Here is a 25873-nt window from a genome sequence, read left to right as displayed (position 1 = left end):
TTAAGCCAGGCACAAGTATGTTCAAATCATTTTGCAAATTGGCTGCATAATTTTCGGGTCGCTGATTTCTCTTGGATTTATATGGCAGATGCGACGGAACCTGTTTTCGTGTTTTAAGTTTTTTTACCTGAAACAAAACATTGAATTCTTTTTTAAGAATTTTTTCCTTTCAAAAAAAAGAATGCTTAATTTCATTATAAATGAAAGAATATTATAGCTGATTTGATAAAGTGATAATTGTGTTTTACAAAGAATTCCTTATGATTAGGTCGCTTTTGTTTTCTATTTGGTCTTTTTTTCCTTTCAAAATCATTGAGGCTAATATTTTTCCCATAGCTTCGAAATCTGTAGAAATGGTTGTGATTCCGTTTTCTACTACTTTTTTTAGCGGAGTTTCATTATATGATATAATTCCGAAATCGTTTCCTAGTTGCAATTTTTGAAGTTTTGATTTTTCGATAACAGAGACCAAATCTCTGTCATTCGGGATAATATAAACTTCACCAGTCGTTATCTCTCGATCGATAAATTCGTTTATTACCAGATATTTGAAAGTGAAATCGTGACAGAAATTAACAAATCCTTCTTTCATGCCTAATGGTTCTCGGAACCCTGGAAAAATTAGAATTAGTTTATTGTATTTGTTTAAATGCGGTTTTCCTTTTAAAAGAGCATCATAAATGTCTTTCTTATGATTTTGAAACACGGCGGGGAAGGATTGCAATTCATGATTAGTTTGATCCAATATAAATACCTCTTTTGCTGGTAGGGTTTTTATGGCGGAAGCCGCATAGGGTAAATTAGTAGGCATGATGATATACTTGGTGTAGTTACCGTTGCTTTCATTAATTAATTTTCTAAACATTTCAATATTAAAATGGTGGAAATAAATATCAATGTGAACATCTTTTCCGGTATTCTTTAAAAATGAATTGTAAATATCTTCCTTGAAACTATTCAATTCATCAAACAACAAGAATATTTTTTGTTTTATGGTTACCTCTACGCTCTTTACATAATATCCCTTGCCAAGAATGGCGTATATAATCCCCCTTTTTTTTAACTCGTCATATGCTTGTAAGACGGTGTCCCTGGATAATGAAAATTCCAAACAGAGTTTATTTATAGATGGGAGACGATCTCCTTTTATTATTTTTTCATTTTCTATTGCTTTCTCAATTGACGTGACAATCTGTTTGTATTTGGGTATCCCAAGATTATTTTGAATTGATATTATTTTCATATAAAAAGGCTTAATTTTCTGCAAGTTACAAAAAACTGGTAGGTGCCGTTATGTTTTTCATTAAAAAAATAATTTAAGTTTTCTTAATAAAACAATGAAAATTAAACAAGAATTCCAATTTATTGAATAATTCAGAATCGAAATTATTTAGTTTATTTCTTATGGAAAATCAATTTATTTTTCGGAAATTGTGAATAAAGGCGAAATTATAAATTATCAACTTTCGAACTACGGTCACTTCGCTGAATGTTTTATTAATGTGGCTTCGACGGTTAAAAAATAAATATAGGTGTGAATCTATTTATAACTTTACTCTTTGTTAGTCCTGCTGCATAAGAAAATTAATGGGGCGAAGTTTAGGTGGAGTTATATTATACTTTAAATTAAGAGCAGATGTTGTTCATAGAATATAATGATACGACAACCAAGTGCATCATTGTGAATTTGGAATTTATTTATATTTCAGGTTTCATGCGTTAATAGTATAAAAGACAGAATAATGGTCTACGAAATGACATTTATGCTAAGCAATCGTTTTACCTTAGGTGGTATAATTATCTGTGGTATATTAGTAGTGCGATATTGAATATTTTGGAAAAATAATAATTTTTTCAGGTAGGTTTGTTTTTGTTTTAGGTGTGTAATTTGTTTAAATTAAATTTCACAGTCTTTTAGAACGAAGTCACAATTGGAAATTAAATGTTTGTTTTCATTGGGAATTTTATTGGTTTGTAACTAGATTTTGTGGACATGAAATATAAATAAAATTAGTCTTTTACTTGGATACATTTTAGATTTGAAGTACACCGCTAATTGACTAAACCTGCTAGTCTTCTATTTTTATTACTTTAATGCATTATATAATATACTCACAGGATGATCTGCTTTTCGATTTGTACCGTCAGCAATTTGATGTCTGCAGCTGGTTCCTGATGCGGAGATTAATGTTGCTTCTTTTTCTGAACGAATAGATGGAAATAAAACAAGTTCACCAATTTTCATCGAAATATCATAATGCTCTTTTTCATAGCCAAAAGAACCGGCCATACCACAACAGCCGCTAGGAATGTTGAGTACCGTATAGTTTTTTGGCAACAGAAGGATTTTCTTCAATGGAATTAAAGAAGATAATGCTTTTTGGAAACAATGACCATGCATGCGAACACGTTCTTCTTTATCAGTAAAACTGCTGGACGATATGCGTCCTTCATCTAATTCTTTGGCAAGAAATTCTTCGATAAGAAAGGTTCTCTTTGCAATTCCCTTTGCTTTTTCTTTTAAATCTCCTCTGCATAAATCAGGATATTCATCTCTGAACGATAAAATAGCAGAAGGCTCGATTCCAATTAAAATTTTATCATGAGGTATCGTTTTGGTAAAATCGGTGATGTTTTTCTCAGCAATTTCTCGTGCTTTAATCAACATTCCTTTCGATAAATAAGTTCGCCCACTGATACCAATTTCTGGCACGATCACCTGATATCCTAAACGGTTTAGTAGTTTAACCGCGGTTTGACCTATTTCTACATCGTAATAATTCAAAAACTCATCATTGTACAAATAAATAGAGCCGTGCACGAAGTTACCTTGTTGATTGAATTTTTTTATCCATTTCGCAAAAGTGATTTCGAACATAGAAGGTAATGTTCTTTTTGTTGAAAAACCTGTAGCAGACTGGACTATTTTTCCTAAAAACCCTTTGGTAGATAAATTATATAACCACGGAAAAGATGCAAATAGCTGGTTTATTTTTGGGGTGTTCCCGATGAGTAGCGAACGGAATTTAACGCCGTTTTTATTATAATAATGCTGAAATGTTTCTGCTTTAAGCTTAGCCATATCCACATTTGAAGGACATTCCGATTTACAACCTTTACAGCTCAAACATAAATCTAAGACATCTAGCAATCCTTCATCGTCAAATTTATTTTCTTGAGTTGAATTGGTAATTGTTTCTCTTAAAATGTTTGCTCTCGCTCGTGTGGTATGTTTTTCATTGCGGGTTGCCATATAACTTGGGCACATGGTTCCACCGCTTTTTTCGGTTTTTCTACAATCACCAGAGCCATTACACATTTCGGCAGCACGAATGATTCCGTCTTGTTCTGAGAAGTCAAAATAAGTTTCGATTTCAGCTGTTATTTGCCCAGGGGAATACCTTAAACTAGTATCCATTGGTGGCGTGTTTACAATTTTTCCAGGATTAAAAACATTCCAAGGGTCCCAAGTATGTTTTATTTGGGAAAATAACTGATAGATTTCTTCCCCTAGCATCAGCGGTATAAATTCTCCACGAAGTCTTCCGTCACCATGCTCACCGCTTAATGAGCCTTTGTATTTTTTTACTAAATGTGCAATGTCAGTTGCTATGGTTCTAAATAAGGCTGTGCCTTCTGCTGTTTTTAAATTAATGATGGGACGAAGGTGCAATTCTCCAGTGGCGGCATGAGCATAATGCACGCAATTTAAATTTCGCTTTTTTAATATGGCGTTAAATTCTTCTATAAAATCGGGTAAATCATTAACATCTACAGCGGTATCTTCGATTACGGCAACTGCTTTTGCATCACCAGGAATATTCGATAATAATCCGAGTCCCGCTTTTCTCAAGTTCCATACTTTATTCGTTTCTTCGCCATAGACGATCGGGAAATAGTAACCGAGGTTTTTAGAACGCATTAAAGCTTCCATTTCTTTTGCAAGTTCATCAATTTCATCTTGAGTATCTCTAAGAAATTCTACGGCTAGAATCGCTTTTGGGTCACCTTTTACAAAAAAGCGGTTTTTGCTTTGCTCGATATTTTCTTTGGTACATTCTAAAATGTAGTGGTCTATCAATTCGACGCTGTTCGGACTGAATTTCAACGCTTCTAAATTGGCTTTCAAGGCTTTGTTAATACTGTCAAAATGTACACAAACCAAAGCTGATAACGGTTTTAAAGCATCAACTAAATTTAATTTTATAGCTGTTGAAAAGAATAAGGTTCCTTCTGATCCAGCGATTAGTTTACAGAAATTAAACTTTTCTTCGGTATTACTAAAAGGGTTGCTGTCTATCAACAAATCTAAAGCGTAGCCTGTATTTCGTCTTGCAATGGATTTTTTTGGAAAATTAGCATCGAATAATATTCTGTTTTCGTTCGAAGATAATATTTCTTTTATCTGAACATATATCGCTTGTTCTAATGGGCTTACTACATTAACTCCGTTGCATTTTTCTTCAAATTCAGCATTCGATAAAGCGCCGAAAGTCACTTCGTTACCATCAGCCAAGAATCCTTTTATTTCTAATAAATGTTCGCGTGTGGAACCATAAACTACTGATCTGGCACCACAAGCATTATTTCCTACCATTCCTCCAATCATGCAACGATTGCTAGTGGAAGTTTCTGGGCCAAAAAATAACTGAAGTGGCTTCAAATGAAGATTTAGCTCATCTCGGATGACTCCGGGTTCAACCCAAGCTGTTTTCTTTATTGGGTCTACAGATAGTATTTTAGTAAATTCCTGCGAAATATCAACGATTATTCCGTTTCCTACCACTTGACCAGCCAGAGAGGTTCCCGCTGCCCTCGGAATCACACTGCTTTTGTTATCTCTAGCAAAAGCAATGATTTTCTGAATGTCTTCTTTGGTTTTTGGAATTGCTACAGCCAACGGCATTTCTTTATAGGCGCTCGCATCTGTAGAATATAACAAACGCATGGTGTGATCGAAAAATAATTTACCCTCTAATTGATTTTCTAAACTTTTAAGATTGATAGTACTCTGTGAAAGAGAATTTTTATGTTTCATTTAGAATAAAATTATTGCTTAATCTAGTATTTTATAAATGGAAGATTGATTGTTATAGCTCGCTTAAAGCAATATCTAATAATTCAATCATCTCATCTGCATTTTGTTTATTGAAAGGCATTGGTGGTTTTATTTTTAATACATTATGCAAAGGGCCATCTGTACTTAATAAAAAACCTTTTTCTTTCATTTTTTCGACAACTAAATCAATTTCAGCAACAGCTGGTTCCATTGTAACTCGGTCTTTAACCATTTCTGCACCTATGAATAAACCGTGTCCACGAACATCACTAATAATAGGATATTTGGCCATTAGTTTTCTAAGACCTTCCATCAGGTGGTTTCCAACTTCTAATGCATGTTGTTGCATTTCTTCGTCTTGAAGAACATCTAATACAGCTAATCCTGCCGTCATAGATACGGGATTACCTCCAAAAGTGTTGAAGTATTCCATGCCGTTATTAAAAGCATTTGCAATTTCATTAGTAACAATTACTGCAGCCAGCGGATGGCCGTTACCAATAGGTTTTCCTAAAACAACAATATCGGGAACGACATCTTGCAATTCGAAGCCCCAAAAATGATCTCCAATTCTTCCAAAACCAACCTGAACTTCATCGGCAATACAGATTCCTCCAGCTGCTCTAACGTGTGCATAAGCGGTTTTTAAATAATCTTTAGGAAGCGGAATTTGGCCACCAACACCTAACAATGTTTCACAAATGAATACGGCAGGCGCTTTATCTTCTTTTTTTAAATCTTCGATAATGCGCTTTACATCAGCGGCATATTTTTCTCCTGCGTTTACATCTCCATATTTGTACGGACCTCGATATAAATCGGGGTTAATCGCTTTATGAATCCAAGGCATTTTTCCAAAACCACCTTTACCATCAAATTTATACGGGCTCATTTCCATAGCAACCGTTGAAGTTCCATGATAAGCATGATCGAGAACAATAATATCTTTTTGTTTGGTGAAATGGCGACTCATTCGAATTGCCAAATCATTAGCTTCACTACCCGAATTCACAAAATAACAAACACTTAAGGCAGCTGGTAAAGTAGCGGTTAGTTTTTCGGCATATTCGATAATCGTGTCATTAAGATAACGCGTATTGGTGTTTAAATTAGCAATTTGCTTTTGCATTCTTCGAACAACTACTGGGTGACAATGACCAACATGAGATGGATTGTTGACACAATCTACAAAAGTTCGCCCTTTATCATCATAAAGATATTGTAAAGCACCTTTTGTAATTTTTAATTTGTCTTTGTAACCAATACTTAAATTTCGGCCTATGTTTTTCTCACGAGATTCTAATATATCTGCGTAGTTTTCATCAGTGATTAATGCTGTAAAACCACAAGCTTTTCTAAAAGTATCTTGCGCTTTTATTGGATTAATTCGAATAAGTTGATTCAGCAATTCCCAAGCTGGTTTTTCAGTAAGAAAATGATGCTCGTTATTACTGTCTAATGATGCGTTGTAAGCAGACTGTGTTACACTAATACAAAGTCTCCCTGCAATTAGATAATACAACAAATCAACTTCTTGCTCAGTAAGGGCATACGATTTATGATAACCTTCAACAATGGTTGCAGCAACTTCTAACGGGTCTTTTTGATGAAGCATGGCATAAGTACACGCAATCGCTAGATTGTTGATAAGCGCGGTGTAAACCATATCTCCAAAATCGATTAAACCACTTATTTGATTTTCTTGAACCAGGATGTTATAATCGTTGGCATCATTATGAATGTAAGCATGACGCAAAGTATGGATTACAGGAAGTACTTCTGTGTCAAATTGCAACAAGAAATAGCCTGCGATTCGCCTTTTTTCGTGATCTAGAATGTATTTTAAATTCTCATTTGCCTCGCTAGCACAACTGATATCCCAGGTATAGCGGCGGTGCATGGCAAGATGGGAAAAGTCGCGAAGTTCATAATCCATATTTCCTAAAAAGGATCCTAGATTGTAAAACAACTCCTTTGATTTGCTTTCTTTTTCTACCCAGAAAGTACCTTCTAAAAAATTGAGAATTCTAACATAATATATTTTTGAATCGGCCTCAATTCTTGTCAAAGCATCGCCCTGCGTGTTGATGCAAAACTGCTGAAATTCATTAGCAAGTGTACTATTTGATAGGTGCCGAATGATTTTAACCTGCGCGTCTAAAAACGGAAAGGGATGATCTTCATTGGATATTTTTAGAATATACTTTTCGTTTGTATCAGTAGATAAAAGAAAATTTAACTCGTCATAGCCATTTAATGATTTTGCGGTTGTAGCTAGGCCATAATGGTCTTTGGCTAATTGCTCAATAGTTTCTTCTGAAAAATTCATCAGTAAATTTTTAGTATTCGTTAATTTTATTTCCAAATTATAGCTTGTGCAGGCTGCAAAGGATTTTGTCCAACCAATATTTTACTTCCTTTTGGTATTTCAAGTTCGACAGTATCGTTTGAATAATTAACTCCTACATAGAAGCCGTCTCTCCATTCGACAAAAACACCGCTTGGTAAATTCTCAATGGCCACATTTGCTCTTTCATATACGTTGCGTACAATTTGTCTCTCTAAGCTCCCATCAGTACTTTCTACCCCAATGTAAGTTACTGTTCCTTTACCTAATTTTCTAATAACTACGGCAGCTTTACCTTTATAAAATTGGTCTTCATAAGTGGCTAAAACTTCGGTTCCTTTTCTAGGTGATAATACATCGGCCCAAGTATTCCATTGAAAGTTACTGTTAGCTGCTTTTATATTTCCTTTCATATCTGTAACCAAAACATCAAAAAAGTCAACATCAGCTCCAATTAAAGGCACGATTGGTGCACTCCAGTTGGCTTCAAAAAAATGTCCGTTTTTGTCTTTTTGTCCAGTTCTACAACTTAAAATCAAATTACCTCCTTTTTCAACATACTTAGTCCATTTGTCCACTAATTTTTGATCAATTAGTTGATATGCTGATGCAACAATAAATGGGTAGTCATCAAAATTATCTTCCTCTGTAAGGAAATCGACTGGCGCTCCAGTAGATTTGATAGCTGAAGAATAGGTATTTCTATGTTTCCAAGTACTCCAATGTTTAGTTTGCTTGTGATTTTCTAAGTCCCAAAGATTTTCGTGACTCCATAAAAAACCTGTTTTTCTATTAGCAATTTTCTGCGGAAGCACTGCTTTAGGATTATACTCTTTACGCAATAGTTTCATGTCTTGGATGGACTGTACAAATTCTTTTCCACCGGTAGAAAGGGTTACTCCGTCATTGCCCACAATGCCTTCGTGATACATTTCGCTACTTCCTAGTGGGTGTCTGTATCTGTAAGTACAAGTAAAAGCACAACCACCTCCAAAAGCTTGTGAAAGCCACATATGTACAGTGCCGGGTTGTAATTGAGGGTTGATACCTGCCCAGTTTACTTGTCCTGGTTGTAATTCCATTACTCCGGTAACTCCACTGATTGAACGGTAATAATCGTTTGCCTCATGTATTTTACTAGGATGCCCCATTCTAAAATTATCTCCGCCTAAATTATTTTGACCACTTACTGGGTACATTGTATAGGTAATGAAGTCCATTTTATCAGCTCTTCTTGGGTCTGAGTCGTAAGTTACATTAGTGAAGTTAGTTGTTATCCACTGTTTTGGATCCGTATATTTTCTCAATATTTCGGCTTGGTCGTTCAAGAAACTAGCTTGAGCATCGGCGGTGAATCGCTTGAAATCTAAAATCGTATGTGGACTTAACTTATCTTCAAAATAAACTTCGGTGTTAGGTAATATGATTTGTTCAAAATTAGAATAACGTGTACTCCAGAAACTTCCAACCCATTCCGTATTTAATTTTTCAATGGTTCCGTATTTGGCTTTAAGCCAAGTTTGAAATGCTATTCTAGCAGAAGGACTAAAATCCTCTGTAGACAAGGGCTCGTTGTCAATTTGCCATCCTATAACATTCTTATTATTACCGTATCTTTTCCCTAATTCAGCAACTATTTTCGCTGTGAATTCACGGTATTTTTCATTTGTTACTGAAATATTTGCTCTGTTTCCGTGTTGTCTTCGGTTGCCTTTAGAATCAACTAGATATATTTCAGGATATTTATCACCCATCCAAGCTGGTGGAGTAGGAGTAGGTGTACAAAGAATCACTTTTAAACCTTCTTTTTCGGCTATTGCCATGGCATCATCCAGCCATTTAAAATCATATTTACCTTCTTTAGGCTCCATGTATGTCCAAGCAAATTCAGCGAAATGTGTGAATTCAAAACCTAACTTTTTTATGTTTTTTAAGTCACGATCCCATTGTTCTCTTGGCCATTGCTCAGGATAATAATACACACCAATTTGCATTAAATCAGCTTTATCGAAAAATCGTTGTGGGTCTTTTTTTTCTGTTTGCGTAACTTTTTTACTTTGTGCGACTACTTGAGTCGAATGGCAACTAAACACTAATAAAGTTAAAAATGTAAGTCTAGTTAGTAGGGAATTATAATTTATCATTTCTTAATCGTTTATTTCTTAGTTGTTTAAAAGTAGTAGTAGAAAATGAGCGGCTGACCAGCTAAAATTTTGGGATTCTAATCCTTTTCCAGTTGTAGGATGGTAATTCTCTCTTATAGATTTTCCTTTTTCTAAAGCACCTTCGGTATTATGAATCAGTTTTTTGGTTAGAAGATTGGCTTCTGTTTTGTAACCGTATTTTTCTAGTCCATTGATTCCAAAGTAAACTTGATCTAACCATATTGGTCCTCTCCAATAGCCATTCGCTGGATTAAATTTCGGATTGTTTTTAGCCAATGTTGGTAAAGGCACAAAAGTATTGAAGGTATCTGGATTAAGTAAATTATTTTTTATAGCCCTAGCTTGTTTTCTAGATGCTACTTCTGCCCAAAGCGGCAAGAAGCCTTCGCAGCCCATTTCTTTTACGAATGTTTTTCCATCCAAAGAAGTGTCATAAAACCATCCTGTACTTGCGTCCCAAAACTGCGTTTGAATTTGCTTTTTTAAGGTATAGCTTTCTCGTTTCCATTTTTTTTGTTCGTCAGCTAGCTTTAAAACTTTAGCCATTTGAGCTAAATAGTTTTTTTCAGCATATAGAAAAGAGTTCAAATCCACACTTTCTTGGTCCAGCGAATAAGCGTTTTCTGAATTTTTCAGTACTTTGCTGTTGTCAAATCGCACCGCATTATCCATTCCGCTTTCCCATTTTCCAGCCACTAAAGTACCATCTGTAGATCCAAATTCGCAAATTCCATCTTGATCGTGATCACGATCTTTATACCACCAAGCATGATATTTCTTTAATTTTGGATACATTTCTTTAACGAAATCTACGTTTTTATTTTGTTTGTAAATTTCCCAAACTGCCCAAGCAGTCAACGGTGATTTGGTATTTCGATAATTATTAGGTTCAATTAAAGTATCTCTATAAATACAATCAGGGATAAAACCATTAGGCTCTTGAAAGTCGAACATTGCTCGTACTTGGTTTTCTGCTAGATTTGAATCTACATGGGCTATTGCCGCAGCATGTTTCCAGCTGTCCCAAGCCCAGAAACCATGAAACCATTCGTAATGATAGCTAGGGAATATGCCTGCATGTTTTAAACCTTCAGCTGCAATACGAGTATTGTTTTGCAAAGTGAGTACTAATTTCGCTAGGAAAACAGAGTATTCAGAACCTTTGTATGACGGTTTCTTTTTTGCAATTAATTGCGATAATTGATTTTCTTTTTCTTGTTTAGTATTTTCTAAAACGGAATCAAATTTTAATTTTGAAATGCTTTCTTTTTCTTTTTTCCAGTCGTATTGCGGGAAAATAAACGTTTGGGAAACTATTATTTCTTTAGTTTCATTTGGTTTTAAAACGAGCTGAGACGTCTTTGCAGTAAAGCCGCTTTTTGTAACATCTATTTTGCTGTCCTCATTAATAAATTGCACATAACCAATGGCGTTACTTTTTGACGAAACTATTTTCACTGCTTTCTCTTCTACCGAAAGTTCCAAGTTATTTAGATAAATATCTGATTTGAAAGTAGGCGTAAACGTTATGTTTTCTGACGATGTGTTTGTAATACTAGTTTTTTGAATTGCAGTATGCCCAGATGAAAAAACTAGTTCTTGTTTTATACTTACTTTTTGATTCGAAAACTCCTGTTCTAAATGGCTATTATAACTATTTTGACTAGTTAAAGCGGTTTTCCAATTGATTATTTCTTGTTTCTTGTCATCGATAAGATGTATAGAAAGAAAGGAAGAGCTTAGCCAAACTCCGTTTTGCTCAGTCATTAAAAATGGACCTGAAAACCCAGCTTGAATACTTGAAGGCTCTAGCAATCCAAAGGCAAACCAAGCACCTTTGTCAGAAAAGGCAAGTGATTTTCTATCCTTAGCATTTTCAGGATTCCCTTTGTAGTTTAAGTTGTTTTTACTTAATTCTAAGTTACTAAATTTACTTTGGGCAAAACTAGATTGCAATAGTAAAAAGAAGAGAAGTATATAACAGGTTTCTTTTTTGTACATGATTATTTAATTTGTTAATATAGAAAAGTAAAGATCACTTTTCATTAGAAGATGAAAATTGGCACGAGCACACAATATGAGCTAATATACATTCTCTCTCACTAATTTTATTGGTAACATTGAATAAATATTTTTTTAAATTAAAAAGAATAGCCCAAGTATTATTCGGACTATTCTATTTATTTGAATCAATTTAATCGGTTTTTAATTGTTTTGTATTTCAGTTAAAGGTACCGGGTAAAAATTGTTTTTTGCAGCGTCAAATCCAGTACGTCCCACTGCATCAAGAGCCGATTTAGTTTTTCCCCAACGACGTAAATCATAAAAACGGAAGTTCTCTAAAGGAAATTCAATAATTCTTTCATGTTCAATTTGCGCTTTTACAGCATTATAAGTTAGACCTATCATTACTGGCATATCAGCACGTGCTCTTACAAGATTGATTAGAGGTATAGCTTCAACTGAACGTTGTAATTCGTTTAAAGCTTCTGCCTTCATTAATAGAACATTTGAATATCTCATTAAAGGAACATTAAGTCCTAAAAACTCAGTGTCCATTTCATCTTGAGTAGGAGGTAAGTACTTACGGAAGACAGGTTTGTTCTTAGTTCCAAATTTGTCGTTATATGTCGCTCCAAAAATTCTAGGATTTGAAGCGTCATTAAAATAAGGATCCTTAAAGAAAATGTTGCTATAAAGACGACTGTCATAATTTCCTGTAGTTGCTATTTTTCCTTCTTTCTTGAACTCATTCATCAACATATCTGTTGGTAAAATTTCGTCCCATCCACCTAATTCACTTGCGCCCATCCAGAAATGAAGAGCAGTACGATAGAATGCACCGTTAGATGTGTTTGCACTAAATTGAAGTTCAAAAATAGTTTCTTTTGAGTTTTTGTTAGTACCATTAAATAAACTCACATAGTCCTTTACAAGTGAATAACCTTGAACTTTATCAAGAGCTTTAATTGATTCAGTAAGATGAGTTTGTTTTTCAGCAGTTTCTTCATACGCTCTAGTCAAATAAGCAAAACCAAGGTAACTATTAGCAGCTCCGCTTGTTGCACGACCCACTTTGTCAGTAGGTTGCGCTGCAGGAAGCACTTCGGCAACTGCTTTCAATTCGCTAACAATAAAATTCCAAGTTTCTGCACGTTCAGCAAGAGGAAGACTTATTTCGTTCTGATTAGTAATGTATTTAGTTCTTAATTTTATTTTTTCCCAATTAAGAATTAATTTCATATGATAGTAAGCTCTTAAAAACCGTGCTTCTGCAATAATTTGTTTTTTGTCAGCATCACTAATAGCAGATGCAGGCATTTCTCCAACCTTAGTAATTACTTGATTTGCATTGCTAATACCACGATAGTTTAATTGCCAATACGATGTTATTTGGCTATTACCATTTGTATAAGTAAAATCAGCAAGCTCAACCCAGTTTTGATAATTTAAGGCATCGCTACCTAACTTACAAATGTCTTCGCGATATGCTTCTACGGGCCATTTAACTTCGGGGAAGGCATACTCTTCAACTGCTCCTTCTAGGAAAGCATAAGTTGAGGATAAACCTGCTTCTGCATCGGCTTTATTTCGCCAGAATGTGGAAGAGTTAAGTTGGTCTGGAGACTGCTGCTCAAGGAAATCATTACTACATCCTACTAGTGTAAAGATGCATAATACGGTAATATAATTATATATGTTTTTCATGATTGTTTCTTTATAAGTTTCTTAAAATACGTATTGTGCACCTACAATAAATGATCTTGTAAATGGATATACAAAACGGTCAACACCTGTATCTAGTAAGTTGTTTCTAGAGAACTCTGGATCTGTTCCTGAGTATTTAGTAATGGTGAATACATTTTCGGCACTTACATAAAATCTAAGTTTGTCTATTTTTGCTGATTCTAATAATGAGGCAGGTAATGAATATCCTATTTGTAACTGTCTCATTCTTACAAAATTTCCGTTTTCAAGGAAACGATCTGACTCTCTACTATTTCCGTTCGGGTCACCAAGTACTGCACGTGGAATGTTGCTGTTATTATCTGGAGTCCAAGAATTAAGAGTTGAAGCCAGCATATTTGTTCCTGAGCTCATAGACTCATAGAAGTAACGGTTACCGTTGTATAGTTTATTTCCAAAACCACTTCCAATCAATGTACTAAAGTCAAATCCTTTGTAACTAGCTCCTAAAGTTATATTAGCTTCTACCTTTGGTAAACCTGTACCTGCATATTCTTTGTCATTCTCATCAATTAGTCCATCGTTATTTAAATCTTTGAATCTAATGTCACCAGGTTTAGCATTTGGTTGTAATAAATTTCCGTTTGTAGCATGGCTGTTCACTTCCGCTGCAGTTTGAAATATACCATTGGTACGGTATAGATAGAAAGAACTTATTGGCGTTCCTACTCTTGCTTGAGTTGGGAAATGTTCTGTGTCAAATTTTAACCCTTGTCCATTAATAGCTTGGTCTGCATTAGCAAGACTCTCTACCTTGTTTTTTAGTGAACTAATATTAAATCCAACATTGTATTTAAAATCATTGCTTTGTTCGCTATAATTAACTTCAAATTCAAGTCCGCTATTACTTACTTTTCCAACATTAAGAATTGGGTTGTCTATTCCCGCTGAAGGTGCTAGTTTCTTTGTAATAAGCAAATCAGCTGTAACATTGCGATAGTAGTTTATCGAACCGCTAACTTTCCCATTTCGAAGAGTATAATCAAGACCTATGTTTTTAGAATCAGTAGTTTCCCATTTTAGGTTACGGTTTTCTAATGCAGTTGCAATACTTCCTGGCCATGGATTACTACCTGTTCCTTGTACGTAACCAGAATTCAAGTAATTACCTGAGTAAATTAAAGAGCTAGAAGTGTAATATCCTAATGCCGCTTCGTTTCCTAAACGTCCCCAACTAGCACGTAGCTTAGCAGTAGAGACAATGAAATCTTCTGGATAAAAATCTTCTTTATCAATTTTCCAACCTAAAGCCACAGATGGGAATGCTCCCCAACGACTGTCTTTACCAAATTTTGATGAGCCATCGTAACGTATAGTTGCTTGTGCTAAGTAACGATCTTTGTAAGAGTAGTTGATACGACTAAAGTATGAAAGTCTATTGTATTGATATTTCGAACCGTCAGCTGAATAAGTTCCTCCTTTTCCTGCTCCTATTGTTTCAAAACCTGGGTCTAAAAATCCTGCAGCACGTTCAGACGAAACAAGCTGTCCGTTTACCACAGATTGATCAGTCGTTTTACCTTCAACAGTAATGTCATTCCAGTTAGAAGATGATGGATTGATGGTGCTACCTAATAAAAAGTCAAAAGAATGTTCGCCAAGTCTTTTATCCATCATTATAGTATTTTCGAAAATTTGCTCACTCCAGAAAGTTCTAACTTCTCTATGTACCGTATATTTTTCTGGTGCTTGTATGTTTGCGATAAAAGGTGCGTTATGAGCAGTTCGTTGCGAGTTTAACTCGTGGTGAGAGTAGGCAGTTTTAAATTTCAACCAAGATGCGATATTGGCAGTGATCGAAATATTAGCTGTTAAATCTTGTCCTCTTAGTTCTCCACTTCTAAAGCGCTCGTCGGCTACTGGGTTTGTGTTAAATGGTAATCCATCTTTGTTTGTTAATCCATATCCGTAAGTTTCATTTGAATCCAATACAGGAACTAATGGAGCTATTGCATAAACTTCTTTCAATTGAAAGTTAGGTTGCTCACTTTTAGTCGATAGGTACGATAGTTTAGTATCTACATCAAATATAGATTTCTTAAAACTTACTCTTGCACTTGCATTTTTTTGTCCAAAGTTATTATCGATGATAATTCCTTTTTCTTTAGCATAGTTACCGTATAATGCAAATTTGATAACACCTTCTCTACCTTGAACACCTAAACCATAATTTTGTGCTAATCCAGAACGAAAAACTTGGTCTTGCCAGTTCGTGTTTGCTGTAGTTGGTAAGTTTATATATGCTGGTAATGTTACAGGCGAATTAGCATATTTATTGTATTCATCATACATTCTCTTATGCACTGTTTTATAACCCTCAGCATCTAATAATTCTATTCTATTTGATGATGATGTGCTGTTTACAAACGAAGTAAAATCTACTTTTATACCTTCTTTAAGTCCAGATTTAGTGGTAACGATAATTACTCCGTTAGCGGCAACAGATCCGTAAATAGCTGCTGCAGCTCCATCTTTCAGTACTTCGATAGACTCGATATTAGTTGGGTTTACAGAACTTAAAGATCCTTGAAATCCATCAATGATACATAAAGGTTCTGTGTTTCCAAAAGTATTAATTCCTCTAATTTTTATTTTTACTGCAGCACCTGCAGCACCACCACTTTTTTGAACATTTACACCAGCTACTAATCCTTGAATAGCTTCTGAAGCATTGTTTGTAGCTCTGGTTTCAATACTTTCTTTCTTTATCGAAGAAATTGCTCCAGTAACATTCCCTTTTTTAATGGAGCCGTACCCAATTACAACTACTTCATCTAGTTTATTGTTTTCTTCTTGAAGTGTAACGTTTAACTCTTTATTGTTGTTTACATTTAAGGTTACTTCGTTAAAACCGATATAAGTAAAAGTTAAGCTTGGATTTTTTAAATCAGCAGGGATTCTTAATGTGTATTTTCCATTTTCATCACTATTTGTACTGATGTTAGTTGTTGCTAATATAATATTTACTCCAGGAAGTGTATTTCCATTAGCGTCTGTTATTTTTCCTGATATGGTTTTTTGCTGTTGATTCTCTTGTGCAAAACTAAAGTTTGGTTGGCACAGAAAAATCATTAGGAGAAAGAAATTTATCCTCTTAAATAATAGAATTCGTTTTTTCATTGGTAATAAATTTGGTTAATTAAAGTTTTATATTTATCTAGTTTTCAGTTACTTATTTTATTGTAAATCGAATTTTATCCCTTGTGCAAGTGGTAAACTTGTGGTGTAATTAATCGTATTTGTTTGACGCCTCATATAGATTTTCCAAGCATCAGATCCTGATTCTCTTCCTCCACCAGTGTCTTTTTCGCCTCCAAAAGCGCCTCCTATTTCTGCTCCAGAAGTTCCAATGTTCACATTTGCTATCCCACAATCTGAACCTACAACTGATAAAAACCTTTCAGCTTCACGTAAATTATTAGTCATGATAGCTGATGATAATCCTTGTCCAACACCGTTTTGATATTCAAGCGCGTTATCAACATCTCCACTGTATTTTATTAAGTATAAAACAGGGGCAAAAGTCTCGTGTTGCACTATCTCAAATGAATTTTGAGCTAAAGCAATTGCTGGCTTGACGTAGCATCCGCTTTCATATCCTTCTCCAGTGAGAACTCCGCCTTCAACTAAAATAGTTCCGCCTTCTTCAACTACTTTATCTAATGCTGCACTGTACATTTTTACTGCATCTGTGTCGATAAGTGGACCTACATGATTGTTTTCGTCTAATGGATTTCCAATTTTAAGTTGTTTGTATGCCGAGACAATAGCGTCTTTTACTTTTTCGAATACACTTTCATGAATAATCAAGCGACGGGTTGATGTACAACGTTGTCCCGCTGTACCTACAGCTCCAAAAACAGCCCCAATAACAGTCATTTTTATGTCTGCATCAGGAGTTACGATTATCGCATTGTTTCCTCCTAATTCTAAAAGGGATTTTCCTAAACGTGCGGCAACAGCTTGCGCCACTATTTTCCCCATTCTTGTTGATCCTGTAGCTGAAATTAATGGAATTCGTGTATCTGAAGTCATCAATTCCCCCAATTTATAATCACCATTAATCAAGCATGAAATTCCTTCAGGTAAATTATTTTCTTTAATAACTTCAGCTATAATATTTTGACAAGCGATTCCGCAAAGAGGAGTCTTTTCTGAAGGTTTCCAAATACAAACATCTCCGCAAATCCATGCAAGAGCTGTATTCCAAGCCCAAACAGCAACTGGAAAGTTAAATGCCGAAATGATACCAACAACTCCCATAGGATGGTATTGTTCATACATACGGTGACCAGGTCTTTCAGAATGCATCGTTAGACCGTGTAATTGACGCGATAAGCCTACGGCAAAATCACATATATCGATCATCTCTTGTACTTCGCCGTATCCTTCTTGTAGTGATTTCCCCATTTCATAAGAAACCAATTTTCCCAAAGCTTCTTTGTTTTGGCGTAATTTTTCTCCAAATTGACGAACAATTTCGCCGCGTTGTGGAGCAGGCATTAAACGAAAAGTTTTAAAAGCTGCAGTAGCTGACAGTATCGCTTTTTCGTAATCTTGTGATGTAGACATTTTAACAGAACCAATCAGTTTTCCATCTACTGGAGAAAAACTTTCAAGGATTTCGCCATTTGCAAAATGATGTAGTCCTGTAGAAGTACCTTCATTAATATCCTTTACTCCTAGTTGAGCTAAAGCTTCTTTTATTCCAAATTGTGACGTTGTTGTAGTCATGTGTTTTATTTACAATTAAGCATAGTTCCAGCGCTTAAAAACTAGATTTTATCTGGTTTTTAAGGATAGCATGGGATACGCTGTAGGGTTTTTAGGTTATTTTGCAGTTAAAGAAAAAGTAGAAATATTCAAATCTTTAGCAATTTGAGTACCGCTTAATAATTATTTATCGATTTTGTAATTTAACGTCTGTGCTTTCAAAAATTTTATCAGCAGATGAAGCGATAAATCCTTGATATAATTCTCCGTCTGCCATTGGATAGCGAAGTGCAAATTCGTAATAACAAGATGGAATTTGTAAGCTGCCTTCATCAAAGTTCACGCTGTGCATGTCAGCTAGTGTACTAGATTGTTCTAATAATTGTGCTGGTGTACCTTTGATTTTTCCTCCAGAAGAGTTTAATTTCCATCCACTATTTTCTAAAAAAGCATTCAACTCCTCTAAACTATTAAAACCTTTTAAAGCATTTGCGTTGATCGTGAAGTGGTTTGCACGAAACCCATATACATACATCCAAGCTGCATATTCTGACTCTTCCAAAAGGGAGTTGTAAACAGCTAGGGATTTAGTTTTCCATATAGCCCCACTTAGTACTAATTCTGGATTATTGAATGCTTCTGCATCACAACTATCTAAAATCTCTTTAACAGTTGCCTGTAATTTTGGAGAACATTTCTCTAGTTCTAATTCTGAGATAAAAATTCTTGGAGCATTTTTATCAGTTGAGTGCTCATAATGCTTAGCAAATAACTTTTTTGATTCAAAAATATATTCTCCTTTTCCTTCATAACCAACTTCTAGAAAAAGCTTTTCTAACACATCTATATTAACTCGCTTGTCATTAAATGTGCGAATAGCGATATGGTCATTTTTTATTTCTTCTCCTTTTCCCTCTAATAAATCATGAATTTTTTTAGCGGATGGGGTAATTTCAGCATATTGCTCCCACAATTTTGACAGTAATTTAGTTTTGTCCATTTTTAACGTATTTGGTTTGATATTAAAGGCACATTATATATTTATTTTTTTGATAAATAGATTGTAAAAATTCTCGATACAAGAGGTAGCAATTCTTAAAAGCTAATCCAATATTTCGGACTTGATAATTTTTACCAAAACTTCCTTTTAAAATAATTTCCTGTGGATATGAAATTGTCAAAAATCCAAAATCCATTAAAATAGGAAGCAGTAAATAATTTGCTTTGAAGGATGTTTTTGATTTTTTGATTTCCATTGTAATATGTTTGTAAGGAAAATTATAATTCAATTTTAATCTGAGTTTTGTGGTCACAAATATTAAATTATTCCATCATAAAACATCAAAAATGGACTTTACTTGACCTTTACATCTTGAACAAAACCATTATATACATTGGTCTTAACAAAGAATTGTCCATATTAACACTGCATTATTAATAGGATGGGGGTTTTAAAAAAAAAACAGGTTATTTTTCTTTATTATATTCTAATCAAAATGAAAATTTAATTAAAGTAAGAATATAGTGTTGGTAATTTTGATATAACATGACTAATTAAGAAGTTGTCGGATAGAAATGCAATCAAAATCTACAGTAAAAAAAGACGATATTATTCTAAATATAATTTAACACCTAATAAAAGACATCAACAAATTAAAATAAAATGAAGCACTTATAAAGCAAAAAACAGTTGCGAAATTAATTTCGCAACTGTTTAATAATTTGGCAATTGTTGTCTGATAAACTGTGTTAATGATCGAGGACTAGGGCAGGCCATAATATTTGAAGATTTCCAAGAAAGGTTAATGGTCTAAATGTTTTCCAAATAAACAACCAAGTTGTCTTTGTTTTCTAATCCTATTTTTTTTCTTAACCTATGCCTCCCAATTTCTACTGAATTAGCAGAGATATTGTTAATATTTGCTATTTCTTTAGAGCTAAGTTTAAGTTTAACCTGCACCGCCAACTGAATATCTTTATCAGTTAAATTAGGATGTTTTTCTTTAATTCTAAATAAAAAATCACTTTGTAGGGTTTCTATGTTTGCATGAAATTGCTGAATATCTTCATTTAAATCAAATTTAAAAGTGTACTCGTTAATAAGCGCTTTGATGTCTTGTTTAAGTAAGCTTAAATCGGTGAATTTTAAATTTTTTAAAGATTTTGTTAGATCCTTATAGATGTTAGTTCTTTGAGAAATGAACAAAGCAAGATTTGTAAGTTCCTTAGTTCGAAAATCTAGTTTACGTTCTAAATTCTCCTGTAATAGAAATTGTGATTTTAGTTTTTCCTTTGAAAGTTTTTGATTTTGTAGCTCAATAGCTTTTCTCTTTTTTATATTATTCCACAACGAAGCTATTATTAGAATTCCTATTATTGCCAATAATAAGGAACCTATCAATAAGGACTTTCTTTTCTGTGATTCTAATATACGTTGTTGCTCTAATATCTTGATTTCAGATTCGCGTCGTTCAGCTTCAGATAAAATCCGCATTTCAGCCAATTTTTCACTTTCATTGCTTGTGAAAAGTTCAGCGTTACCATTAGTATATTTCATATAAAATTCGAAAGCCTCCTTATAGTTATTTAATGCTAAATAATAATCGGACATAATTTTATCATTCTCTAAAACTAGTTCCTTTTTATTACCCAATGCTTTAGTAATAGTCCTAGCTTCTTGTAACAATGAATAACATTCTTGATAATTTTTAAGTTGTAAGTGCACAATAGCAAGTTCATGAAGAATATAAACTTTTTTGTAGTCATATTTTATTTTACTCTCAATATCCAGCGCATCCTCTAAGAATTTTTTTGACAAATTGAGTTCGTTAATCTTACGATAACTAATGCCCATATTTTTCATCGTTTCTGCGATTCTATCCATATTATTAGAATCTTGTATGAGTTTTAAAGATTTTTTAAAAAAAAACAATGCCAAAGTATTATCGCCTTTGCCATCATGAATTATTCCGATACTGTTATAACTGTATGCAATTCGCTGCTTGTCGCCTATTTTCTCATGTATTATTAAAGTTTGGGTATGATAATCTAATGCTTTTTCAAAATACCCAATGTCATAATACAACCAACCAAGTGTACGTAAAGTAAAGGCAAGATCATAATCGTTTCCCATTACCCTTCGTATTTCTAAGGATTGTAGCCCATATCGTAAAGCTTTATCATAGATGTTATTAAACAAATAACCCTGACACAAATTTATTAGTGCTAACCCTTCTTGGTCTTTATTTTTCAACTCAATTGATAAACGTAAAGCTTCCGAGCCATATTTCATAGTTTTATTAGGATCAATGACCCAGTATATCTCGGCAATTCTATTTAATAAAGACAGTTTTTTTTCTCCTGTAGATTTCGGCAAGATTGTTAACAAACTGTCTAGTTCTACCTGTGAATCACTAGGGTTTTCATCCCATATATTTTTCTGAGATTGGGCTGTAAAACAGATAAATATAAAAGTAATAAGTAGGAGATGAGCGAGTTTTTTCATTGCAAGAAATTTTTAAAAATAGAGTTATGCCCTTTATTATAATGCTTTTTAAAGCTTCAAATATCATCATTATTTATGTATTTAAGTTCAATAGAGTGGACTTAAAATAAGTTAAAAACCCGATGTATAATATTATGTTCATTGATAATATTGTAATGTTATTTTATAAGGAGTTCATTTACTGATGTTTGTTCGAGTAATGATGCGGATAGAATTTGTTGGATTTCGTAGAACGAACGATTGATTTTTAAATCTTTTGCGATTATAGAAACTAAACAGTAGGATATAATTACTACATTGATTTGAATACGAACAGCATTTTCTGTTGTTCCTCAAAAGGTCTTGACTTTTAGGAAAACAAAAAACAGTAGTAACCTATTGCTTACTACTGCTTGATAATTGTACTTTTATTTTTTAATAATTTATATTTTTTTTAAAGCTAGACATAAAAAAGATATTGCTTACTTCTTTAATTTGAGGTTTAAAATTCTGTTTTTTAAGATTACACGTTTGTTTTTACTTCCAAAAAACAGCATAGACTACCACTAAAATTATCATTATAGCAAAAGAGCAAATGTTAAAAAGGGGACTCGTTTTAAATAATTCTTTTGTCAAAGGAATTCCTTTTGCATCATTATTCCCTTTATTTTGAAGTAAACTTATAGCAACAATTAAAAGCATGGATAAAACCGCAGTGTAACCCATTTGATCCATCCAAGGCAAGGTTGGAAAAATCGATTCCATACCACTTCCTACGGCCCAAGATTTTGGTCCCACTTTAAAAAACATTGCGATAGGAATAGAAAGAAGTGCTCCCCAAATTGCAGCTTTATTTGTTGTTTTCTTCCAAAATAGTCCTAGAATAAACACGGCTAAAATACCTGGGCTTACTACTCCTGTATATTCTTGTATGAATTGAAATGCTTGATCAATTCCACCTAAAAGTGGAGCCATTATCACAGCTATTAATAATGCAATCCCCCCAGAAAGACGACCCACATTTACCGTGGTCCTGTCGTCAGCATTTTTATTGATGTATTGCTTATAAATATCCATTGTAAAAATAGTAGAAGTCGAGTTCAACATCGAAGCCAATGAAGAAACAATTGCAGCAGCCAGAGCGGCAAATGCTAAACCTTTAAGGCCAGAAGGTAAGAAATGTAGCAACCAAGGATAAGCTCTGTCAGCAGTGCCAATTCCAGGTAAATTTTCCATCGCTGAAACACCTAGTCTCGCCATAATTACAGGATCATTTATAATCACATAGGCCGCAATCCCTGGGACAACAACAATTAATGGAATAACTAATTTTAAAAAACCAGCTAATAATATTCCTTTTTGTGCTTCGCGCAATGATTTTGCTGCCAAAGTTCTTTGAATGATATATTGGTTAAAACCCCAATAATAGATATTAGCTACCCAAAGACCTCCGACTAATACTCCGATTCCGGGAAGGTTCATGTATTCGGGATTTGACTCATCTAAAATCATTACAAAGCGGTCTGGAGCCGCTTCATAGATTGTTTTTAACCCTTGCCACATTCCCGCACCATCAGAAACGGTATTCAAGGCTAAATAAGTAGTCACCAGTCCACCAAGAACAAGAAAAACAACTTGAATCACATCTGTCCAAGCTACGGCAGACAGTCCACCGTATAACGAATAAGCCGCGGAAAACAGTGCTAAACCTATAATGGCGTAAATCATATCAACACCTAAAATAGTTTCAATAGCCAATCCTCCCAAATATAAAACCGTAGTCAGATTAACAAAGATGTATAAGGCAATCCAAAAAATGGCTAAAATCGTTTTCAGGTTTGTTGAAAATCGTTTTTCTACAAACTCCGGAATCGTGTAAATTCCTTTTTCAATAAAAATAGGCAAAAAGTATTTCCCGACAATAATAAGGGTGAAAGCAGCCATCCATTCGTACGAAGCTATAGCTAACCCTAATGCAAAGCCAGAACCTGACATTCCTATGAATTGTTCCGCAGAAATATTGGCAGCAATTAATGAAGAACCAATTGCCCACCACGGCAATGATTTACTAGCGAGGAAATAATCCTCTGCATTTTTTTGATGCCCATCTTTTTCACGAGAAACCCATAAACCAACACCTAAAATAAGAACTGCATACGCAGTAAAAACTACGTAATCTATAAATCCGAATTCTGTTACCATATTATTTATTGTTTAAAATTTTATAAAATTATTTTCTTAATTTGAAGGTTATAATACAACGCTTCTAAGTACCGCCTAGAACAAGTTACACTGCTCTAACTTTCTGTTCCCATTTCCAAGCGCTTTCCATAGCTTGTTCAAGGGTTAGTTTTGTTTTCCATCCTAGGATTGAATTGGCTTTGTCTGTATTGGCGTAAGCTGAGGTAATATCACCTTCTCTTCTATCTACGATCTTGTACGCTAGTTTTTGACCACTTACTTTTTCGAAAGCGTGAATCACCTCTAAAACAGTACTTCCTACTCCAGTGCCTAGATTAAAGGTTTCTACTTTTTCAATATTCTTCTTGTTCAATAAACGCTGCAAAGCAACAACATGTGCTTTAGCTAGATCAACAACGTGAATATAATCACGAATACAGGTTCCGTCTGAGGTTGGGTAATCATTACCGTACACCATCAGTTCTTTTCGTAATCCGATAGCGGTTTGAGTAATAAAGGGAACTAAATTTTGCGGAATTCCTGTTGGCAATTCTCCAATCTCAGTAGAAGGATGTGCTCCGATAGGGTTAAAATAGCGTAGTAAAATGGCATTGATGGCAGTAACTTTGGCCACATCAGTAATAATTTCTTCTCCTATTTGTTTGGTGTTTCCGTAGGGTGACATAGCGGTTTGAACGGCTGAATTTTCGTTTATCGGCATCGTTTCAGCTTGACCATAAACCGTGCAAGAAGAACTAAAAATAAAATTAGCTTCTTCATTCTTTTCTAGCTCTTGGAGTATATAAATCAAGGTGTTTATATTATTTTCATAGTACAGTAAAGGGTTTACAACGCTTTCTCCAACTGCTTTTGAGGCCGCAAAATGAATAACCCCTTTTACATCATCATGTCTCTTAAAAAAATCCTGAACTGCTGATTTCTCTCGCAAATCTAATTTTTCGAACAGCGGTTTTTTTCCAGTAATGGCAACAATTCCATTGATTACTTCTTCTGTCGAGTTTGATAAGTTATCAATTACAACAACCTCAAAACCTTCGTTTTGTAACTCTACCACCGTATGCGAACCTATAAAACCTAAACCTCCTGTAACTACAATTTTCATAACCTATTTATTTTTATAATGAACATCTGAAAGGTCTCTCAACATTTGAGCACTTTTCTCTGCTGTAATATCTCTTTGAGATTCTCCCATCATTTCGTAGCCTACCATGAATTTTTTTACTGTTGCTGAACGCAATAATGGTGGGTAAAAATGCATATGAAATTGCCATTCAGGATGTGCTTCGCCATCGGTTGGTGCTTGATGAATTCCGGATGAATATGGAAATGAAGTTTCAAAAAGGTTGTCGTACCTTGTCGTTAACTGTTTTAAAATCGCAGCGAAAGCGGTAACTTCATCTTCCGTGAATTCAGTTATTTTAGTGATGTGTCGTTTACTAATAATCATTGTTTCGTATGGCCACACAGCCCAAAAAGGTACTAATGCTGCAAAATGATCGTTTTCAACAACAACTCGATCTTTTAATTTTAGTTCTTCTTTTAGGTAATCTTGAAGCAGGTTTGTTCCGTGCTTATCAAAATAAGCTTTAAGATTATTATGTGTTTTTTCTACTTCAGTTGGTAATGAAGATTGAGCCCATATTTGTCCATGTGGGTGTGGATTACTGCACCCCATTACACTTCCCTTATTTTCGAAAATCTGTACATGATTAATGTAATCTACATTTCCTAAGTCAGTATATTCTTTTTGCCAAGTATGGATAATGTTTACAATACCATCTACAGCCATTTCGGGCAAAGTCAAATTATGTTTTGGTGAAAAACAAACCACTCTTGAAATTCCTCTTTCGGGTTGTGTTTTAAAAAAAGTCTCTTCAGTATTTTCTTCAAAATCAATTGCTTCTTGTTTTAAAGCGGCAAAATCATTTTCGAAAACAAAACTATTTTCATAAGGAGGATTCACTTCTCCATTCGCACGTACATTCCCTGCACACAAGTAACATGTTGGGTCGTATTCTGGTAATTCGATCGTCGAAATCGTTTCATTTTGTCCTTGCCAAGGACGTTTTGAGCGGTGAGGGGAAACCAATACCCATTCGTTAATTAATGGATTGTATCTTCTGTGTGGATCTTCGTTGATGTCAAATTTTTTCATG

General features: G+C 34.3%; 14 protein-coding genes. All 14 read right to left on the bottom strand.

Going from position 1 to position 25873, the window contains the following annotated elements:
* Positions 1–244 precede the first annotated feature (244 nt).
* Positions 245–1243: a GntR family transcriptional regulator gene (locus BLV35_RS15625; RefSeq protein ID WP_091092364.1), complete on the bottom strand. Its 999-nt coding sequence runs from the start codon at positions 1241–1243 to the stop codon at positions 245–247.
* Positions 1244–2086: 843 nt separating this feature from the next.
* A complete protein-coding gene (locus tag BLV35_RS15620; RefSeq protein WP_091092361.1) occupies positions 2087–5038 on the bottom strand; it encodes an FAD-binding and (Fe-S)-binding domain-containing protein in 2952 nt (983 codons plus the stop codon).
* A gap of 52 nt (positions 5039–5090) precedes the next feature.
* Complete coding sequence (locus BLV35_RS15615; RefSeq protein ID WP_091092389.1) at positions 5091–7388, bottom strand: aminotransferase class III-fold pyridoxal phosphate-dependent enzyme; 2298 nt, start codon at positions 7386–7388, stop codon at positions 5091–5093.
* A gap of 26 nt (positions 7389–7414) precedes the next feature.
* The gene (locus BLV35_RS15610) at positions 7415–9550 is read right to left on the bottom strand and encodes a beta-galactosidase (protein WP_091092358.1); all 2136 of its coding nucleotides are present in this window, start codon (positions 9548–9550) and stop codon (positions 7415–7417) included.
* 18 nt (positions 9551–9568) lie between these two features.
* Positions 9569–11572, bottom strand: a complete 2004-nt coding sequence (locus BLV35_RS15605) for an MGH1-like glycoside hydrolase domain-containing protein (RefSeq protein WP_091092356.1) — start codon at positions 11570–11572, stop codon at positions 9569–9571.
* A 204-nt stretch (positions 11573–11776) separates the two neighbouring features.
* Positions 11777–13279 carry a RagB/SusD family nutrient uptake outer membrane protein gene (locus BLV35_RS15600; protein WP_091092353.1) on the bottom strand — a complete coding sequence of 501 codons (1503 nt, stop codon included), beginning with the start codon at positions 13277–13279 and terminating at the stop codon, positions 11777–11779.
* A 21-nt stretch (positions 13280–13300) separates the two neighbouring features.
* The gene (locus BLV35_RS15595; protein WP_218133014.1) at positions 13301–16390 is read right to left on the bottom strand and encodes a SusC/RagA family TonB-linked outer membrane protein; all 3090 of its coding nucleotides are present in this window, start codon (positions 16388–16390) and stop codon (positions 13301–13303) included.
* A 105-nt stretch (positions 16391–16495) separates the two neighbouring features.
* Positions 16496–18052, bottom strand: a complete 1557-nt coding sequence (amaB, locus tag BLV35_RS15590; RefSeq protein WP_091092348.1) for an L-piperidine-6-carboxylate dehydrogenase — start codon at positions 18050–18052, stop codon at positions 16496–16498.
* A gap of 166 nt (positions 18053–18218) precedes the next feature.
* Positions 18219–19031 (bottom strand): DUF1338 domain-containing protein, encoded by an 813-nt coding sequence (locus BLV35_RS15585; RefSeq protein ID WP_091092346.1) that lies wholly within the window; start codon positions 19029–19031, stop codon positions 18219–18221.
* Positions 19032–19053: 22 nt separating this feature from the next.
* The gene (locus BLV35_RS15580; protein WP_091092343.1) at positions 19054–19287 is read right to left on the bottom strand and encodes a hypothetical protein; all 234 of its coding nucleotides are present in this window, start codon (positions 19285–19287) and stop codon (positions 19054–19056) included.
* 554 nt (positions 19288–19841) lie between these two features.
* The gene (locus BLV35_RS15575; RefSeq protein WP_091092341.1) at positions 19842–21536 is read right to left on the bottom strand and encodes a tetratricopeptide repeat protein; all 1695 of its coding nucleotides are present in this window, start codon (positions 21534–21536) and stop codon (positions 19842–19844) included.
* A gap of 516 nt (positions 21537–22052) precedes the next feature.
* Positions 22053–23717 (bottom strand): sodium/sugar symporter, encoded by a 1665-nt coding sequence (locus BLV35_RS15570; protein ID WP_091092338.1) that lies wholly within the window; start codon positions 23715–23717, stop codon positions 22053–22055.
* An 85-nt stretch (positions 23718–23802) separates the two neighbouring features.
* Entirely contained in the window at positions 23803–24819 is a 1017-nt protein-coding gene (gene galE / locus BLV35_RS15565; RefSeq protein WP_091092335.1) for a UDP-glucose 4-epimerase GalE, read from the bottom strand.
* A 3-nt stretch (positions 24820–24822) separates the two neighbouring features.
* Positions 24823–25872, bottom strand: coding sequence for a UDP-glucose--hexose-1-phosphate uridylyltransferase (locus BLV35_RS15560; protein ID WP_091092332.1), 1050 nt, complete (start codon positions 25870–25872; stop codon positions 24823–24825).
* Between the last annotated feature and the right edge of the window lies 1 nt (position 25873).

Source organism: Flavobacterium gillisiae, assembly GCF_900107635.1.
GTDB classification, from domain to species: domain Bacteria; phylum Bacteroidota; class Bacteroidia; order Flavobacteriales; family Flavobacteriaceae; genus Flavobacterium; species Flavobacterium gillisiae.
Note: the sequence above shows the minus strand (reverse complement) of the source record. Positions and strands in the feature narration are given on the sequence as shown.

Excerpts from the sequence above, each read along its gene's own strand:
- BLV35_RS15560 (WP_091092332.1), bottom strand. The coding sequence starts at position 25,872 with ATGAAAAAATTTGACATCAACGAAGATCCACACAGAAGATACAATCCA.
- BLV35_RS15610 (WP_091092358.1), bottom strand. The coding sequence starts at position 9,550 with ATGATAAATTATAATTCCCTACTAACTAGACTTACATTTTTAACTTTA.
- BLV35_RS15595 (WP_218133014.1), bottom strand. The coding sequence starts at position 16,390 with ATGATTTTTCTGTGCCAACCAAACTTTAGTTTTGCACAAGAGAATCAA.
- BLV35_RS15570 (WP_091092338.1), bottom strand. The coding sequence starts at position 23,717 with ATGGTAACAGAATTCGGATTTATAGATTACGTAGTTTTTACTGCGTAT.
- galE (WP_091092335.1), bottom strand. The coding sequence starts at position 24,819 with ATGAAAATTGTAGTTACAGGAGGTTTAGGTTTTATAGGTTCGCATACG.
- BLV35_RS15580 (WP_091092343.1), bottom strand. The coding sequence starts at position 19,287 with ATGGAAATCAAAAAATCAAAAACATCCTTCAAAGCAAATTATTTACTG.
- BLV35_RS15600 (WP_091092353.1), bottom strand. The coding sequence starts at position 13,279 with ATGAAAAACATATATAATTATATTACCGTATTATGCATCTTTACACTA.
- BLV35_RS15605 (WP_091092356.1), bottom strand. The coding sequence starts at position 11,572 with ATGTACAAAAAAGAAACCTGTTATATACTTCTCTTCTTTTTACTATTG.
- BLV35_RS15620 (WP_091092361.1), bottom strand. The coding sequence starts at position 5,038 with ATGAAACATAAAAATTCTCTTTCACAGAGTACTATCAATCTTAAAAGT.
- BLV35_RS15575 (WP_091092341.1), bottom strand. The coding sequence starts at position 21,536 with ATGAAAAAACTCGCTCATCTCCTACTTATTACTTTTATATTTATCTGT.
- amaB (WP_091092348.1), bottom strand. The coding sequence starts at position 18,052 with ATGACTACAACAACGTCACAATTTGGAATAAAAGAAGCTTTAGCTCAA.
- BLV35_RS15585 (WP_091092346.1), bottom strand. The coding sequence starts at position 19,031 with ATGGACAAAACTAAATTACTGTCAAAATTGTGGGAGCAATATGCTGAA.
- BLV35_RS15625 (WP_091092364.1), bottom strand. The coding sequence starts at position 1,243 with ATGAAAATAATATCAATTCAAAATAATCTTGGGATACCCAAATACAAA.
- BLV35_RS15615 (WP_091092389.1), bottom strand. The coding sequence starts at position 7,388 with ATGAATTTTTCAGAAGAAACTATTGAGCAATTAGCCAAAGACCATTAT.